The sequence below is a fragment of the Tianweitania sp. genome (genome assembly GCF_032053605.1).
Taxonomy (GTDB): Bacteria; Pseudomonadota; Alphaproteobacteria; order Rhizobiales; family Rhizobiaceae; genus Tianweitania.
Map to the genome: position 1 here is coordinate 1 of NZ_DAMBUH010000081.1, position 14,824 is coordinate 14,824.

14 protein-coding genes and 1 pseudogene are annotated in these 14,824 nt (G+C 63.1%); 13 read left to right on the plus strand and 2 right to left on the minus strand.

Annotated elements, in window-relative coordinates; genetic code table 11:
* Nucleotides 1-498, minus strand: a 498-nt coding sequence (locus tag RTX98_RS15595; RefSeq protein ID WP_312797762.1) for an NAD(P)H-dependent oxidoreductase, incomplete at its 3' end; no start/stop codon positions are given.
* Between the two features lie 161 nt (nucleotides 499-659).
* Here RTX98_RS15595 and RTX98_RS15600 point away from each other — a divergent pair.
* The 8 genes and pseudogenes from RTX98_RS15600 to RTX98_RS15635 all read left to right on the plus strand — a co-directional run.
* Nucleotides 660-1,007 (plus strand): annotated as a pseudogene (locus RTX98_RS15600) (VOC family protein); the annotation flags it as partial.
* A gap of 163 nt (nucleotides 1,008-1,170) precedes the next feature.
* Nucleotides 1,171-2,064, plus strand: coding sequence for a LysR family transcriptional regulator (locus RTX98_RS15605; protein WP_312797763.1), 894 nt, complete (start codon nucleotides 1,171-1,173; stop codon nucleotides 2,062-2,064).
* Between the two features lie 98 nt (nucleotides 2,065-2,162).
* On the plus strand, nucleotides 2,163-2,636 hold the full coding sequence (locus tag RTX98_RS15610; RefSeq protein ID WP_312797775.1) for a formate dehydrogenase subunit gamma: 474 nt from the start codon (nucleotides 2,163-2,165) through the stop codon (nucleotides 2,634-2,636).
* Complete coding sequence (locus RTX98_RS15615; protein ID WP_312797764.1) at nucleotides 2,633-4,189, plus strand: NADH-quinone oxidoreductase subunit NuoF; 1,557 nt, start codon at nucleotides 2,633-2,635, stop codon at nucleotides 4,187-4,189. Before RTX98_RS15610 ends, RTX98_RS15615 begins: the two co-directional genes overlap by 4 nt.
* Nucleotides 4,186-4,395: a DUF4287 domain-containing protein gene (locus RTX98_RS15620; protein ID WP_312797765.1), complete on the plus strand. Its 210-nt coding sequence runs from the start codon at nucleotides 4,186-4,188 to the stop codon at nucleotides 4,393-4,395. The genes RTX98_RS15615 and RTX98_RS15620 overlap by 4 nt, the downstream gene beginning before the upstream one ends.
* Nucleotides 4,396-4,408: 13 nt before the next feature.
* Complete coding sequence (fdhF, locus tag RTX98_RS15625; protein WP_312797766.1) at nucleotides 4,409-7,288, plus strand: formate dehydrogenase subunit alpha; 2,880 nt, start codon at nucleotides 4,409-4,411, stop codon at nucleotides 7,286-7,288.
* Between the two features lie 2 nt (nucleotides 7,289-7,290).
* On the plus strand, nucleotides 7,291-8,115 hold the full coding sequence (gene fdhD / locus RTX98_RS15630; protein ID WP_312797767.1) for a formate dehydrogenase accessory sulfurtransferase FdhD: 825 nt from the start codon (nucleotides 7,291-7,293) through the stop codon (nucleotides 8,113-8,115).
* 3 nt (nucleotides 8,116-8,118) lie between these two features.
* Nucleotides 8,119-8,457, plus strand: a complete 339-nt coding sequence (locus RTX98_RS15635; RefSeq protein ID WP_312797768.1) for a formate dehydrogenase subunit delta — start codon at nucleotides 8,119-8,121, stop codon at nucleotides 8,455-8,457.
* Between the two features lie 6 nt (nucleotides 8,458-8,463).
* Here RTX98_RS15635 and xth read toward each other — a convergent pair whose 3' ends face one another.
* A complete protein-coding gene (gene xth, locus RTX98_RS15640; protein ID WP_312797769.1) occupies nucleotides 8,464-9,237 on the minus strand; it encodes an exodeoxyribonuclease III in 774 nt (257 codons plus the stop codon).
* 138 nt (nucleotides 9,238-9,375) lie between these two features.
* On the opposite strand from xth, the gene RTX98_RS15645 reads away from it, so the two are divergent.
* From RTX98_RS15645 to RTX98_RS15665, 5 genes are all read left to right on the plus strand, one after another.
* Nucleotides 9,376-10,401, plus strand: a complete 1,026-nt coding sequence (locus tag RTX98_RS15645) for an ABC transporter substrate-binding protein (RefSeq protein WP_312797770.1) — start codon at nucleotides 9,376-9,378, stop codon at nucleotides 10,399-10,401.
* 92 nt (nucleotides 10,402-10,493) lie between these two features.
* Nucleotides 10,494-12,002 (plus strand): sugar ABC transporter ATP-binding protein, encoded by a 1,509-nt coding sequence (locus RTX98_RS15650; RefSeq protein ID WP_312797771.1) that lies wholly within the window; start codon nucleotides 10,494-10,496, stop codon nucleotides 12,000-12,002.
* Complete coding sequence (locus RTX98_RS15655; protein WP_312797772.1) at nucleotides 11,999-12,994, plus strand: ABC transporter permease; 996 nt, start codon at nucleotides 11,999-12,001, stop codon at nucleotides 12,992-12,994. The genes RTX98_RS15650 and RTX98_RS15655 overlap by 4 nt, the downstream gene beginning before the upstream one ends.
* Nucleotides 12,995-13,032: 38 nt before the next feature.
* Nucleotides 13,033-13,977, plus strand: coding sequence for an ABC transporter permease (locus RTX98_RS15660; protein ID WP_189505899.1), 945 nt, complete (start codon nucleotides 13,033-13,035; stop codon nucleotides 13,975-13,977).
* A 20-nt stretch (nucleotides 13,978-13,997) separates the two neighbouring features.
* Nucleotides 13,998-14,824, plus strand: an 827-nt coding sequence (locus RTX98_RS15665; protein ID WP_312797773.1) for a LacI family DNA-binding transcriptional regulator, incomplete at its 3' end; no start/stop codon positions are given.

Here is a 14,824-nt window from a genome sequence, read left to right on the forward strand (position 1 = left end):
CGCGACCGGGTCGGTGGGGCGGAACACGCCGTCTTCGCCAATCATCGTGCCGAACAGCGGCACGGGCAGGCCCTGCGGGATCGGCATCATGTTGAGCGTGGCAAGCAACGGCCGCAGCGCTTCGGTCGCGCGCAACCCGCCGGAGATGCCGCCATAGGACACGACGGCAGCCGGCTTACGGGCCCATTCCAGCACGAGGTAATCGAGCGCGTTGATCAGCGAGGACGGCGGGTAATAGTTGTATTCCGGCGTCACGAACACATAGGCGTCAGCCGGCTCGATCGCCGCGCTCCACGTCTTGGTGTGCTCGTGCTGGTAATCGCGCATGCGCGGATGCTTCGGCTCGTCGAACACCGGCAGGTTAAAGGTGGCGAGATCGAGCAGTTCAACCTCGAACTTGCCGTGTTCGCGGGCCGCGCCTTCAAACCATTGCGCAACCTTCGGCCCGAGCCGGGAGGGACGCGTGCTGCCGATGATGATCTTGAGCTTCAGTGTCATGGGAGTTCCTTGGTCGGGCTTGGCTTGGTCGGGCGCTTGAAACCCGGAGGTAGTCCCTGCCTTTCCCCACGGCAAGCAGTAAGCTCGCCCTTGCGCGCGCAGGATGTCGGAAAAGCCGGACACAGTTCGTCCTCGTGCAGCGAACAATAAAGGAGGAGACCATGCAGAAGATCACGACCTGGCTCTGGTTCGAGACCCAAGCCGAGGAAGCCGCCAGATTCTACGTTTCCGTTTTCCGCAACGCCAGGCTCGGCGAGATCACCTATGCGCCCGCCGGGGGAGAGCCGCATGTGCATGAAGGCGATGTTCTGACCGTCGGGTTCGAGATCGATGGCAAGGAGTTCTTCGGCCTAAATGGCGGCGCGGTTCCGGAAAAACCGAACTTCACTGTCTCGCATCTGGTTCTCTGCGCCGACCAGACCGAGATTGATGAATACTGGACCAAGCTGACGGCTGATGGCGGCAAGGAAGTGCAATGCGGCTGGGTGACCGACAAATACGGCTATGCCTGGCAGATCGTGCCTGAGAACCTGCTGCCCCTGATGAGCGGCTCGGATCGCGAACGGGCGGCGCGGGTCATGGCGGCGATGCAGCAGATGATCAAGCTCGACATTGCCGCGCTGGAAGCGGCTCGTGCTGGCCGGATCGGGTTCGAGCCGCTAGGGTCCGGGCATGATCGACAAGCTCGAATTCTTCATCACGCTGGCGCGGCACCAGCATTTCGGCCGCGCGGCGGAAGAAGCGGGCGTCACGCAGCCCACGCTGTCGGCGGCGATCAAGCAGCTGGAAGAACAGCTCGGCGTCAGCCTGGTGCAGCGCGGCTCGCGCTTCCAGGGTCTGACGCCGGAAGGCGAGCGCGTGCTGGATTGGGCCCGCCGCATCGTGGGTGACGCCCGCACCATGCGCGAGGAAATGCGGGCGGCCAGACGCGGCCTGTCCGGTCATCTGCGCATTTCGGCGATCCCCACGGCTTTGGCCATGGTGGCGCGGCTGACGACCCCGTTTCGCGAGCGCCATCCCCACGTCACCTTTTCCATCCTGTCGCGCACATCGGTCGAGGTGCTGGCCGATCTCGACCATCTCGAAGCCGATGCCGGCCTGACATACGTCGACAACGAGCCGCTCGGCCGCGTCTCCACGCTGCCGCTTTATTCCGAGCGCTACCAGCTCATCACCGCCTTCAACACGATGTTCGCCGATCGCGACAGCGTGAGCTGGGCCGAGGTCGCAACCCTGCCGCTTTGTTTGATGACGCCGGAAATGCAGAATCGCCGGATCATCAACAAGCATCTGACCGAAGCGGGCGTCGAGCCGTCCGCGACGATGGAATCCAACTCTACTATCGCGCTTCTTTCGCATGTGCTGACCGGCAAATGGGCGTCGGTGATGCCGTTCGATCTGGCCTTGCTTGGCCTGTCATCGACGCTGCGCGCCATTCCGATCACCGAACCCGATGTCAGCCACCGCATCGGTCTGGTGGTGCCGAAGCGCGAACCGCACACGCCGCTCGTTGCCGCCTTGTTGCAGGAAGCGCGGCTGCTGGCTGCGGAATTGCCGATCATCTGATAGAATTGTTCTATCGCGTAACGGGAGCGGCTTATTGAATAAAGCCGGCTGATCTGTTTCTTCGCTAGAAAACGGATCCAGGGAGGGCCCTGCACATGATGCAGGCGGCAGGTACCGAGACAAGGCAGCGCGTGGCCGATGTGGTCGACGCTTTCAAAGGCCAGGACGGCGCGCTGCTGCCCATCCTCCACGGCATTCAGGAAGAGTTCGGCTATGTGCCGGACGAGACGGTGCCGGTGGTTGCCGATGCGCTGAACCTGTCGCGCGCCGATGTTCACGGCGTCATCACCTTCTACCATGACTACCGCAAACACCCGGCCGGGCGGCATGTCCTCAAGATCTGCCGCGCCGAAGCCTGTCAGGCCATGGGCGGCGAGGCCATGGCTGAGCGTGCCATGGAACTGCTCGGGCTGAATTTTCACGAAACGTCGGCCGACAATGCCGTGACGCTGGAGCCGGTGTTTTGCCTCGGTCTCTGCGCGTGCGCGCCGGCCGCGATGCTGGACGGTCAGCTGATCGGCAGGCTGGATGACGATAAGCTCCGCGAGATCGTGGCGGAGGTGCGTGCATGACAATCCGCGTCTACATTCCCCGCGACTCCTTTGCCCTGGCATTGGGCGCCGACAAGGTAGCGAAGGCAATCCGTGACACGGCAGCCGCGAAAAGTCTCGATATCGCCATTGTCCGTAACGGTTCGCGCGGCATGGCGTGGCTGGAGCCGATGGTTGAAGTCGAAACCGCCGGTGAACGGGTCGCCTATGGGCCGGTGACTGCGAGAGATGTCGACACGCTCTTTGCCGCCGGCTTCCTCCAAGGCGGCGATCATCCGCTTGCCCTTGGCGATCCCGAGCAGATCCCTTTCCTGAAACGTCAGCAGCGGTTGACCTTTGCGCGCTGCGGCATCATCGATCCGCTGTCGCTGGAAGACTATGAAGCGCATGGCGGTCTGGCCGGCCTGCGCAATGCGCTCGCCATGACGCCGCTCGACATCGTCAAGCAGGTTACCGAATCCGGCCTGCGCGGGCGGGGCGGTGCGGGCTTTCCAACCGGCATCAAGTGGCAGACCGTGCATGATGCCAAGGCCACCAACAAATACATCGTGTGCAATGGCGACGAGGGCGACAGCGGCACGTTTGCTGATCGGATGATCCTCGAAGGCGATCCCTTTGTGCTGATCGAAGGCATGATCATCGCCGGCATCGCAACCGGTGCGACGCATGGCTATGTCTATATCCGTTCCGAATATCCCGAAGCGATCAAGGTTCTCAACGAAGCGATCCTGATCGCGCGCAAGACCGGCCTGCTCGGCTGGAACGTGCTGGGCTCGTCCAACCTATTCGACATGGAAGTCCGCGTCGGCGCCGGCGCTTATGTCTGCGGTGAGGAAACGGCGCTGTTGAACAGCCTCGAAGGCAAGCGCGGCGTGGTGCGCGCCAAGCCGCCACTGCCGGCCATCCAGGGCTTGTTCGGCAAGCCGACGGTCATCAACAACCTAATCTCGCTCGCCTCCGTCCCGATCATCCTCGATAAGGGCGGGGCGTTCTATCGCGACTTCGGCATGGGCCGCTCGCGCGGCACGATCCCCATCCAGATCGCCGGCAATGTTCGTTATGGCGGGCTGTTCGAAGCCGCTTTCGGTCTGACACTGGGCGAGATCGTCAACGAAATCGCGGGCGGCACGGCAACCGGCCGGCCGATCAAGGCAGTGCAGGTCGGCGGTCCGCTCGGCGCCTATTTTCCGCAAAGCTTGTTCGACACGCCATTCGACTATGAGGCCTTTGCAGCCAAGGGCGGGCTGATTGGGCATGCCGGCATCGTTGTGTTCGACGACACCGCCGATATGCTGAACCAGGCACGCTTTGCCATGGAGTTCTGCGCGGTCGAAAGCTGCGGCAAGTGCACCCCCTGCCGCATCGGCTCCACGCGCGGTGTGGAAGTTCTCGACAAAGTGCGCGCTGGCATCGAGCCCGAACGGAACCTCGCGCTGGTTGAAGACCTTTGCAACACGATGAAGTTTGGATCGCTCTGCGCGTTGGGGGGCTTCACGCCCTATCCCGTGATGAGCGCGCTGACCCATTTTCCGGAAGACTTTGGGCCAACACCGATGCGGGAGGCAGCGGAATGAGCACCGAGAAGGTCAAGGGGCCGGCATCCTACTTTCCGTCGATCGAGAAGACCTATGGCAAGCTGATCGATCATTGGCTGTCGCTGGCGCGCGAGCGGTCGGAGCAGAAGCACATGGACGTCGTTAATTGGCTGAAGGCCGAGCATGGCTTGGGCCACGGGCACGCCAACGCGATCGTTGCACATGTTCGGGCAGAGAAAGCTTGAGGAGGGTTTTCCGATGGGTCTGATCCACGAAATCGACTTCGGCACGCCCGCCGCGCTGTCCGACAAGACAATCACGCTAACCATCGACGGCCGCGAGATCACCGTGCCGGAAGGCACCTCGGTGATGCGCGCGTCCATGGAAGCCGGCATTCAGGTGCCGAAGCTTTGCGCCACCGACATGGTGGATGCGTTCGGCTCCTGCCGTTTGTGCCTGGTTGAAGTGGAAGGCCGCAACGGCACGCCGGCCTCCTGCACCACGCCAGCGATGGAAGGCATGGTCGTCCACACCCAGACCGATCGGCTGAAGACCATACGCAAGGGCGTGATGGAGCTTTATATCTCCGACCACCCGCTCGACTGTTTGACCTGTGCGGCCAATGGCGATTGCGAGCTGCAGGATATGGCGGGCGCGGTCGGTTTGCGCGATGTGCGCTACGGCTATGAAGGCGACAACCACGTCCGTGTGAAGCAGGACGGCGGTATCAACGCCAAGTGGATGCCGAAGGATGAGTCAAATCCGTACTTCACCTATGATCCCTCGAAATGCATTGTCTGCTCGCGCTGCGTGCGTGCCTGCCAGGAAGTGCAGGGCACCTTCGCGCTGACCATAGAGGGCCGTGGCTTTGATTCACGTGTGTCGCCGAGCGCGCACGAGCTCTTTGTCGATTCCGAATGCGTATCCTGCGGCGCCTGCGTTCAGGCCTGCCCGACCGCGACGCTGACGGAAAAGTCTGTCATCGAAATCGGCCAGCCCGAACATTCCGCCGTCACCACCTGCGCCTATTGCGGCGTTGGCTGCTCCTTCAAGGCGGAGATGCGCGGCGAAGAGCTGATCCGCATGGTGCCGTGGAAGGAAGGCCAGGCCAATCGCGGCCATTCCTGCGTCAAGGGTCGCTTCGCCTACGGTTACTCCACCCACAAGGACCGCATCCTCAACCCAATGATCCGGGAAAACATCACCGATCTCTGGCGCGAAGTCTCGTGGGAAGAGGCGCTCGCCCATACCGCATCCGAGTTCCGCCGCCTGCAGTATCAGTATGGCCGCGCTTCCGTTGGCGGCATCACATCGTCCCGCTGCACCAATGAGGAAACCTTCCTCGTGCAGAAGCTGATCCGTGCCGGCTTCGGCAACAACAATGTCGATACTTGCGCCCGGGTCTGCCATTCGCCCACCGGCTACGGCCTTGGCCAAGCGTTCGGCACCTCGGCCGGAACGCAAAACTTCGATTCCGTGGAACATAGCGACGTTGTCGTGGTGATCGGCGCTAACCCCACCGACGGCCACCCCGTGTTCGGCTCGCGGTTGAAGAAGCGGTTGCGGCAGGGCGCGCAGCTGATCGTGATCGATCCGCGTCGCACAGACCTCGTGAAGTCGCCGCATATCGAGGCCGCGCACCATCTGGCGCTCAAGCCCGGCACCAATGTCGCCGTCATGACGGCGTTGGCGCATGTCATTGTCACCGAAGGGCTTCAGGACGAAAGCTTCATCCGCGACCGCTGCGACTGGTCGGAATTCGAGGACTGGGCGGAGTTCGTGTCTGATATCAGGCACAGCCCGGAAGCCACCGAAGACTACACCGGCGTGCCAGCCGACGAGATCCGCCGCGCCGCGCGCCTGTTCGCCACCGGTGGCAATGGCGCGATCTATTACGGCCTCGGCGTCACCGAACACAGCCAGGGCTCGACCACGGTGATGGCGATCGCCAACCTCGCCATGGTCACCGGCAATATCGGCCGGCCCGGCGTCGGCGTGAACCCGCTGCGCGGTCAGAACAACGTGCAGGGCTCCTGCGACATGGGCTCCTTCCCGCATGAATTGCCGGGCTACCGCCATGTGTCGGATGAAGCCGCGCGCGACGTGTTCGAGAAGATGTGGGGCGTGACGATCTCGTCCGAACCGGGCTTGCGCATCCCCAACATGCTGGATGCCGCCGTGGAAGGCTCCTTCAAGGGCCTCTACATCCAGGGCGAGGACATCCTGCAATCCGATCCCGACACCAAGCATGTCGCGGCGGGTCTAGCGGCCATGGAGTGCGTGGTGGTGCAGGACCTCTTCCTCAACGAGACCGCCAATTACGCCCATGTCTTCCTGCCGGGCTCGACCTTCCTGGAAAAGGACGGCACCTTCACCAATGCCGAGCGCCGCATCAACCGCGTGCGCAAGGTCATGACGCCGAAAAACGGGTATGCCGACTGGGAGGTGACGCAGAACCTCGCGCGCGCCATGGGGCTCGATTGGGATTACACGCATCCCTCAGAGATCATGGACGAGATCGCGATCACCACGCCGTCCTTCGCCGGCGTCAACTACCCCTACCTTGACCAGGTCGGTTCGGTGCAGTGGCCCTGCAACGAGCACTTCCCGGTCGGTTCGCCGATCATGCATGTGGATGGCTTCGTGCGCGGCAAGGGCAAGTTCATCCGCACCGAATATGTCGCCACCGACGAGCGCACCGGTCCACGTTTCCCGCTGCTGCTCACAACGGGGCGCATTCTCTCGCAATACAATGTCGGCGCGCAGACGCGGCGCACGGATAACGTGGTCTGGCATCCCGAAGACAAGCTGGAAATCCATCCGCATGACGCCGAGCAGCGCGGCATTCACGACAATGATTGGGTGAAACTGTCGAGCCGTTCGGGCGACACGACTTTGCGCGCTACCATCACCACGCGCGTGTCGCCGGGCGTCGTTTACACGACCTTCCACCACCCCACGACGCAGGCCAATGTGATCACCACCGATTATTCGGATTGGGCCACCAACTGCCCGGAATACAAAGTGACGGCGGTGCAGATCTCGCCCTCCAACGGGCCGTCCGATTGGCAGGTCGAGTATGACGAGCAGGCGCGGCGCTCGCGCCGCATCGCCGGCCATCTGGAAGCAGCGGAGTAGGAATGACGCGTCCCGCCATCACCAGCGTTTCCCGTTTTGCGCAGCGTAGCAATGGCAGTACTCAAGCCGACCGCTTCGTGCCGGAAGAGGTGCCGATCGCGCTGTCTTACGCCGGCACGACCCATGCGGTGATGATGGGCTCGCCGGCCGACCTCGAGGATTTCGCCAGGGGGTTCAGCCTGACCGAAGGCATCATCGCGGAACTGGACGAGATCGACTTCATCGAGGTCGAGGATGCGGGCGCCGGCATCGACATCCAGATTCGGCTGAAGGATCAGGCCAACACCCGCTTCCAGGCCCGACGCCGGCGTTTGGCTGGGCCGGTCGGCTGCGGCTTGTGCGGCATTGAATCCATCGACGAAGCCATGCGCAGCGTGCCGCGTACCCATGGCACACTTGAGCTTTCGCCGAAGCAAATTACGGACGCCGTGCGCGCGCTTTCTGAACATCAGGCATTGCATAAGAAGACGGGCGCGGTGCACGCGGCCGGCTTCTTCCAGCCGGGCAGGGGCATTCTGGCCGCGCGCGAGGATGTCGGCCGCCACAATGCGTTGGACAAGCTGGCCGGCGCGCTGGCCGCGCAAGGGGTCGCGGGCAGCAGCGGTGCCGTCGTCGTCACAAGCCGGGTTTCGGTGGAACTGGTGCAGAAGACCGCTGCCATCGGCGCGCCCTTCATCATCGCCGTGTCGGCGCCTACCGCGCTTGCCATTCGTACCGCCGAAGATGCCGGGCTGACGCTGATCGCGCTGGTACGCGGTGATGAATATGACGTCTTCACCCATCCCGAACGCGTCACCGATGATGCGCCCGAACTGGTGCGAGCCTGAACCATGAACGTCGACCAGAAGCTGGTCTATATGGCCAACCAGATCGCGACCTTCTTTGAAAGCCAGCCGAAGGAAGACGGGCCGGAAGGTGTGGCGATCCACATCAACAAGTTCTGGGAACCACGCATGCGCACCAAGCTGTTCGCGATCCTGGATGCCGGCGGCGAAGGGCTGAAGCCGCTGGTCATCGAAGCTGCCCCCCATATCCGCCGCCCCGGTGCCGATCCCGATACCGGATCAGGCACCGGCATGGATGCCACACGTGGCGCACCCGAAGGACGCGGCACGCCGGCCGGCGAAGCCAAGTCCGAAACCGACTTCCCCGAACACCGGCCGGCTTAAGCAAGTTCAGCGATCGAGCTCGATCCAGACCGGCGCGTGGTCGCTGGCTTCAGGGCGCCCGCGCACCTCGCGATCCACACCGGCATCCACCAGCTGCTCGGCAAGGTCCGGCGTCAGCAGGAAGTGGTCGATCCGCAAACCGGAATCACGCTCGTAGCGGTTCCGCAGATAGCTCCAGAACGTATAGATGCGCTGGTCGGGATGCAGCGCCCGCAGCGCATCCGTCCAGCTGCGCCCGACCAGCTTGCGCCAGGCCGCGCGGCTTTCCGGCTGGATCAGCGCATCATCGTCCCACGACTTGGTCGGGTAGATGTCGATCTCGGTCGGCGCGACGTTATAGTCGCCTGCTAGCACCACCGGCGCGCCGGATTTGCGCAAGGTGGTGGCATGGCGATGCAGCCGCTCCAGCCATTTGAGCTTGTAGTCGAATTTCGGTCCCGGCTGCGGATTGCCGTTCGGTGCATAGATCGACGCCACCAGCACGCCGCGCACCGCTGCTTCGATGTAGCGGCTTTGCGCGTCGTCCTTGTCGCCCGGCAGTTGGTCGCGGGTCAGAACCGGCGTCGTGTCGCGCGCCAGGATCGCAACGCCGTTCCACGTCCGCTGCCCCTTCCACACCGCGCCGTAGCCGGCTGCCTCGATCGCCTGAAGCGGAAACGCTTTCTGCTCGGCCTTCAGCTCCTGCAAGCACACGACATCCGGCTGCGTCTCTTCCAGCCACTCAAGCAGGTTCTCCAGCCGCTTGTTGATGTTGTTGATGTTGAAGGTTGCGATGCGCATGATGAAGCTCCGGCACATTCAACGAGGCCGCCGGCCTGTGGTTCAACCTTCACGTCTTTGCTATGAAAAGCCCGATTGAAATCGATTTCATTCGCCTTTATCGTTAGCTTATCGACGCATTCTCCTGGGAGGAACAGAATGAAGAAGACCGTTACACGCGCGCTCGGCGCCGTGGCTGCCCTCGCGCTCACCGCCTTTGCGGCGCAGGCGGAAGACTACAAGATCGGCCTGTCCAACGGCTGGGTCGGTTCGGAATGGCGCACCCAGATGATCGAGGAAGCGCAAGCCGCTGCCGCCGCCTGGAAGGAAAAGGGCGTTAATGTCGAGGTTGTCGTGCAAAGCGCCAATGTCGACGTGCCCGGCCAGATCGCCCATGTCCGGAACTTCATTTCCGAAGGCGTCAACGCCATCATCATCAACCCGAACAGCCCGACGGCCTTCGACCCGGTTTTCGCGCAGGCCAAGGAAGCCGGCATTCTGGTTGTCGCGACCGATGCTGAAGTCTCGTCGCCCGACGCGCTTTATGTCGGCATCGACCATAAGGCCTACGGCGCGGCCGGTGCCGAGTGGCTGGTGAAGACGCTGAACGGCAAGGGCAACATCGTCGCCATCAACGGCGTCGCCGGTCATCCTGCCAATGAGCTGCGCGTGTCCGGCTACAAGGAAGTGCTTGCCAAGCACCCCGACATCAAGCTCGTTAATGAAGTGAACGCCAACTGGGACCAGGCCCAGGGCCAGCAGGCCATGCAGAACCTGCTCGCGACCTATCCCGACATCAACGGCGTGCTCGTGCAGGACGGCATGGCGGCAGGTGCCTGGAAGTCCATCATGGATGCCAAGAAGACCGACCAGATCGCCGCCACCGGCGAGATCCGCAAGGACTTCATCGACCTGTGGACCAAGGACAAGCTGAACTCGGGCGCGACCGTGAACCCTCCCGGCACCATGGCTTCGGCGCTCAACGTCGCCGTGCTGATGCTGCAGGGCAAGGAACTGAAGGAGCCGGCAACGGCTGGGCAGTACAAAAACGCCATGTATCTGCAGATCCCCTTCATCGACTCGTCCAACCTGGCCGATGCCGCCAAGCAGCTTGAAGGCAAGCCGGGCTATTACTCCTACACGAACCAGCTTTCGATCGCCGACGCGGAAGCCCTGTTCAAGTAAGCACTGCCATCAACGGCAAAATGCCGGCTCGCTTTTTCGCGAGCCGGTTCTCCCCGCACGTCTCATTCCGAGCGGATTGAAGGACTTTTTCCTTGGCCAGACTAGCCGCCAAAGCTGTCAGCAAGACCTATGGAGCCACCAAGGCCCTGCGTCGCGGCGATCTCGAAGTCGAGGCCGGCGAGGTGCATGTGCTGATCGGCTCCAATGGGTCAGGCAAGTCCACGCTGTGCAAGATCGTAGCAGGCAGCGTGCGCCCCGATGGCGGTCAGCTTCTGCTGGAAGGCCGGCCAATGACCGTGTCGGGACCGGAAGCCGCGCGTAAACTCGGCATCGGCATCTTCTATCAGGAACTCAGCCTCGCAGCCCATCGCAGCGTAGCCGAAAACATCCTGCTTTCTGATCTGCCCGGCGGCCTGTTCGTGAACCGTAAGGCTCTGAACGCCAAGGCGCAGCGTTACATTGACCTGTTTCAGGGTGTGACCGGCGACGATTTCCATGCCGACGCCACGGTGGAAACCCTGCGTCCTGACCAGCGGCAGTTGGTGGAAATCATGAAGGCGCTGTCTTCGGAAGCCCCGGTTCTGATCTTTGATGAACCGACCTCGGCGCTAGACCGTGCACAGGTCGATCGCTTCTTCGAAATCCTGCGACGTCTTAAGGATGACGGCCGCTCCATCGTCTTCATTTCGCACCGTATGGACGAAATCTTTGCGTTGGGCGACCGCGTCACGGTGATCCGCGACGGCGAAACGGTCGCGACCAAGCGCATCGCCGAGACCGATCCTGCCGAGGTCATCCGCCTAATGGTGGGCGGCGAAGAAACGCTTGCGGCAGCCGAACCGCATCAGCCCACCGCTGCTGCCGCCACGGCCAAGACCGTGCTGGCAGTGAGCGGTCTGTCCGGCGCCGGCTTCCGCGATGTTGCGTTCGACGTTGCGGCCGGGGAAATTCTCGGCCTCGGCGGCTTGCACGGGCAAGGGCAGTCGGCCGTGTTGCGCGCGCTGTTCGGCGCGCCGTTACCGAGCTCTGGCAGCGTTCAACTCAACGGTGTGACGCTCAACCCATCCAGCCCGCGCGCCACGATCGGCCGGGGCATCGCTTATGTTTCCGGCGACCGCCGCCGGGACGGTGTCATTTCCGGACGGCCGATCCTGGAAAACGTCACGCCGATCCATGCCGTCAAGCAGCGCCTGGCGCTGGCCTCGCCTTCCGCACTTAAGGCCAAGGCCGCGCCGGCACTCGAAGCCCTGCGCACCAAGTTCGCGACCTTCAACCATCCGATCAGCTCGCTATCCGGCGGCAACCAGCAGAAGATCGTGATCGCGCGCTGGCTGATCGACCGTCCCGACGTGCTTCTGCTCGACGACCCCACCAAGGGTATCGATCTCTCAGCCAAAACCGATCTGTTCCAGCTGATCCGCAAGCTGGCCGCCGAAGGCATGGCGATCGTGCTTTATTCTTCCGAAGACGCGGAACTGTTGGGCAATGCCGACCGCATTCTTGTGTTCAACGGCGGTAGAATCACCCGCGAACTGACCGGCGAGCAGCGCACGCGCTTCAACCTTTACCAGGCCGCTTACGAAGCCGGAGAGGCAGCATGACCACCGATCTCGTTGCTGCTCCGCCCAAACGGCAAGCGCATGGCCTCAAGCGCGCCATCGAGCGCTTCCCCTTCCTGCCGGCGCTGATCATCCTCGTCGCCCTTTTGGCACTGAACGGCATCTACCAGCCGCGCAGCGTCTCCTTTGTCGGCATAACTGGCTTGGTGAAGACCTATCTCGCGCTGATGCTGCTGGCGGTGGCGCAAACCTATGTCATCTATGCCGGCGATATCGACCTCTCGGCCGGCGCGATCGTCTCTTTGGTCAACGTCACCATCATCACGGCCATGACCGCGCTCGGCGGCGGCACGGGTGCGGTGATCACCGGTCTCGGCATCGGCCTCGCGGTCGGACTTGCCTGCGGCATCGTCAACGGCATCGTGGTGGCCGCACTTCGCCTGCAAGCCATCGTCGCGACCTTCGCTACCTCCATCTTCTTCACTGGGCTGGCGCTCTACGTCATGCCAGTCGCCGGCACGCCCGCGCCGACGGCCTTCTGGCGCACCTATGGCGGTCGCATCCTCGACATCCCCTTCGTGCTTTACGCGGTCATCATCCTGGCTGTTCTGCTAGTGGTACTCGCCCGCACCAAGCTCGCCGTGCGCCTGCTATCCGTCGGCGACGATCAGCAGGCAGCCTATCAAAGCGGCCTTCCGGTCACCCGCATCCGCCTGCAAGGCTATGCGCTCTGCGGGCTGTTCGCCGCACTCGCCGCCTTTTGCATCACCGGCGACACCGCCAGCGGCGACCCGCTGGTCGGCGGCAAGATGACGTTGAACTCGGTCGCGGCCGTCGTGCTTGGCGGCACCGCGCTGGCAGGTGGATTCGGCACCGTCACAGGTTCGATCATCGGCGCTCTGATCATCGGCCTGATCGGCTCGCTCGTCTTCTTCGTCGGCACCCCGTCCGAATGGCAGAACCTCGTACAGGGCGTCGCCATTCTCGTGGCGCTGATGGCCGGCATCCTCGTGGGACGGAGGGCGCGTCGATGAGCACCGTTGAACCGACTGCGACCAAGCGCTTCTCCTTCATGGACATCCTTAAAGCGCCGCTGCTGATCGCAATCGCCCTGATCATCGCTCTGCTGCTGCTCGGCGAATACCTCTCGCCCGGCTTTGCCTCCGGCCAGCAAATCCTGCGCCTCCTGATCGTGGCGGCCCTCATGGGCATCGTCGCGGCCGGGCAGAACCTTGTGATTCTTGGCGGACGCGAAGGCATTGACCTCTCCGTTGGTGGCGTGGTTTCGCTTGCCGCCATCATCGCCGGCAACCTGATGGGTGGCGAGAACTCAGGCATCGTTCTCGCCATTCTCGGCTGTCTTGCGGCTGGCGCGATTGTCGGCGCCATTAACGGCATCGGCGTCACGCTTCTGCGCATTCCCCCCTTGGTGATGACGCTTGGCATGCTCGGCGTGTTGCAGGGCCTGCTGGTCGTGATCCGCAACGGCATCCCGTCGGGACGTGCCGCGCCAGGCCTGTCGCAATTCGTGACGCAGCCTGTCTTCCTCGGCCTGCCCGGCATTATCTGGCTGTGGATCGTGATCGGCCTGGCAATGGCCTTTTTGCTCGGCCGCACCATGCTGGGCTACCGCATCTATGCCATCGGCTCCAACGAACAGGCCGCTTTCATGGCCGGCATGCCGGTGAAGACCACCCGCATCCTCTTGTTCGTTCTGTCCGGCATGTTCGCCGCGATCGCCGGCATCTGTCTGCTCGGTTATACCGGGTCGTCTTTCGCCAATGTCGGCGAGCAGTACATGCTGCCGTCGATCATCGCCGTGGTGTTCGGTGGAACGGCTTTGTCGGGCGGCAAGGGCGGTTATACCGGTACGATGGCCGGCGCGACCCTGCTGACCGTGCTGCAAAGCATTCTCACCACTGTCAACATCGATGAATCCGGCCGCCAGATGGTGTTCGGCGCCACACTTCTCCTGCTCATGCTGTTTTATGGCCGGGGCAAGGCGCTGCGGGCCTGATTGCCCATGATGGTCCGGGCATGAACGGCCGCGTCAAGATCATCGACATCGCCCGCAAGCTCGGCGTGTCGCCGGCAACCGTGTCGCGCGCTTTGTCAGACAGCGGCTTGGTCGCCGAACCCACACGCTCGCGCATCCGCGATGAAGCCGCCGCGCTGAATTACCGTCCCAATGTCAGCGCCCGCAACCTGCGCACCCGCCGCTCCAAGGCCGTGCTGATGGTGGTGCGCGATGTCGGCAATCCCTTTTATCTCGACGTCCTGAAAGGCGTGGAAGCCGCCGCGCGCGAGGCTGGCTATGCCGTTCTTATGGGCAATACTGAAAACGACCCGGAACGCGAAACCGGCTTCTTCGACATGCTGCGCGACGGCCAGGCCGACGGAATGGTCTTGATCACCGGGCAGCTGCCGCAAGCCGGTCGCTACAGCGAAGGCCTTCCCGAAAACCTGCCGGTGGTTGTCGCGCTGGAAATGATCGACAAATCCGGCCTGCCGCATATCCAGATCGACAACCGCGCTGCCGCCCGCGATGCCGTGCAGCACCTGATCAGACTCGGCCACACACGCATTGCCCACATCGCCGGGCCACTGCCCGAGCAGATGTCCGAACTGCGCCTCGCCGGTTTTCGTGACGCGATGCAGACCGCCGGCCTGTCTGTGCCAACCGACTACGAACAGCGCGGCGATTATCTGCTCGGCTCCGGCAAGCGCCTGTGCCGCACCCTAATGGGCCTGCCGCAGCCACCTACCGCGATCTTTGCCGCAAACGATGAAATGGCCTTCGGCACCATCGCCGCCGCGCATGAGCTTGGCCTGTCCGTTCCCGTCGACCTCTCGGTGGTCGGCTT

Excerpts from the sequence above, each read along its gene's own strand:
- RTX98_RS15605 (WP_312797763.1), top strand. The coding sequence starts at position 1,171 with ATGATCGACAAGCTCGAATTCTTCATCACGCTGGCGCGGCACCAGCAT.
- RTX98_RS15610 (WP_312797775.1), top strand. The coding sequence starts at position 2,163 with ATGCAGGCGGCAGGTACCGAGACAAGGCAGCGCGTGGCCGATGTGGTC.
- RTX98_RS15615 (WP_312797764.1), top strand. The coding sequence starts at position 2,633 with ATGACAATCCGCGTCTACATTCCCCGCGACTCCTTTGCCCTGGCATTG.
- RTX98_RS15620 (WP_312797765.1), top strand. The coding sequence starts at position 4,186 with ATGAGCACCGAGAAGGTCAAGGGGCCGGCATCCTACTTTCCGTCGATC.
- fdhF (WP_312797766.1), top strand. The coding sequence starts at position 4,409 with ATGGGTCTGATCCACGAAATCGACTTCGGCACGCCCGCCGCGCTGTCC.
- fdhD (WP_312797767.1), top strand. The coding sequence starts at position 7,291 with ATGACGCGTCCCGCCATCACCAGCGTTTCCCGTTTTGCGCAGCGTAGC.
- RTX98_RS15635 (WP_312797768.1), top strand. The coding sequence starts at position 8,119 with ATGAACGTCGACCAGAAGCTGGTCTATATGGCCAACCAGATCGCGACC.
- xth (WP_312797769.1), bottom strand. The coding sequence starts at position 9,237 with ATGCGCATCGCAACCTTCAACATCAACAACATCAACAAGCGGCTGGAG.
- RTX98_RS15645 (WP_312797770.1), top strand. The coding sequence starts at position 9,376 with ATGAAGAAGACCGTTACACGCGCGCTCGGCGCCGTGGCTGCCCTCGCG.
- RTX98_RS15655 (WP_312797772.1), top strand. The coding sequence starts at position 11,999 with ATGACCACCGATCTCGTTGCTGCTCCGCCCAAACGGCAAGCGCATGGC.
- RTX98_RS15660 (WP_189505899.1), top strand. The coding sequence starts at position 13,033 with ATGGACATCCTTAAAGCGCCGCTGCTGATCGCAATCGCCCTGATCATC.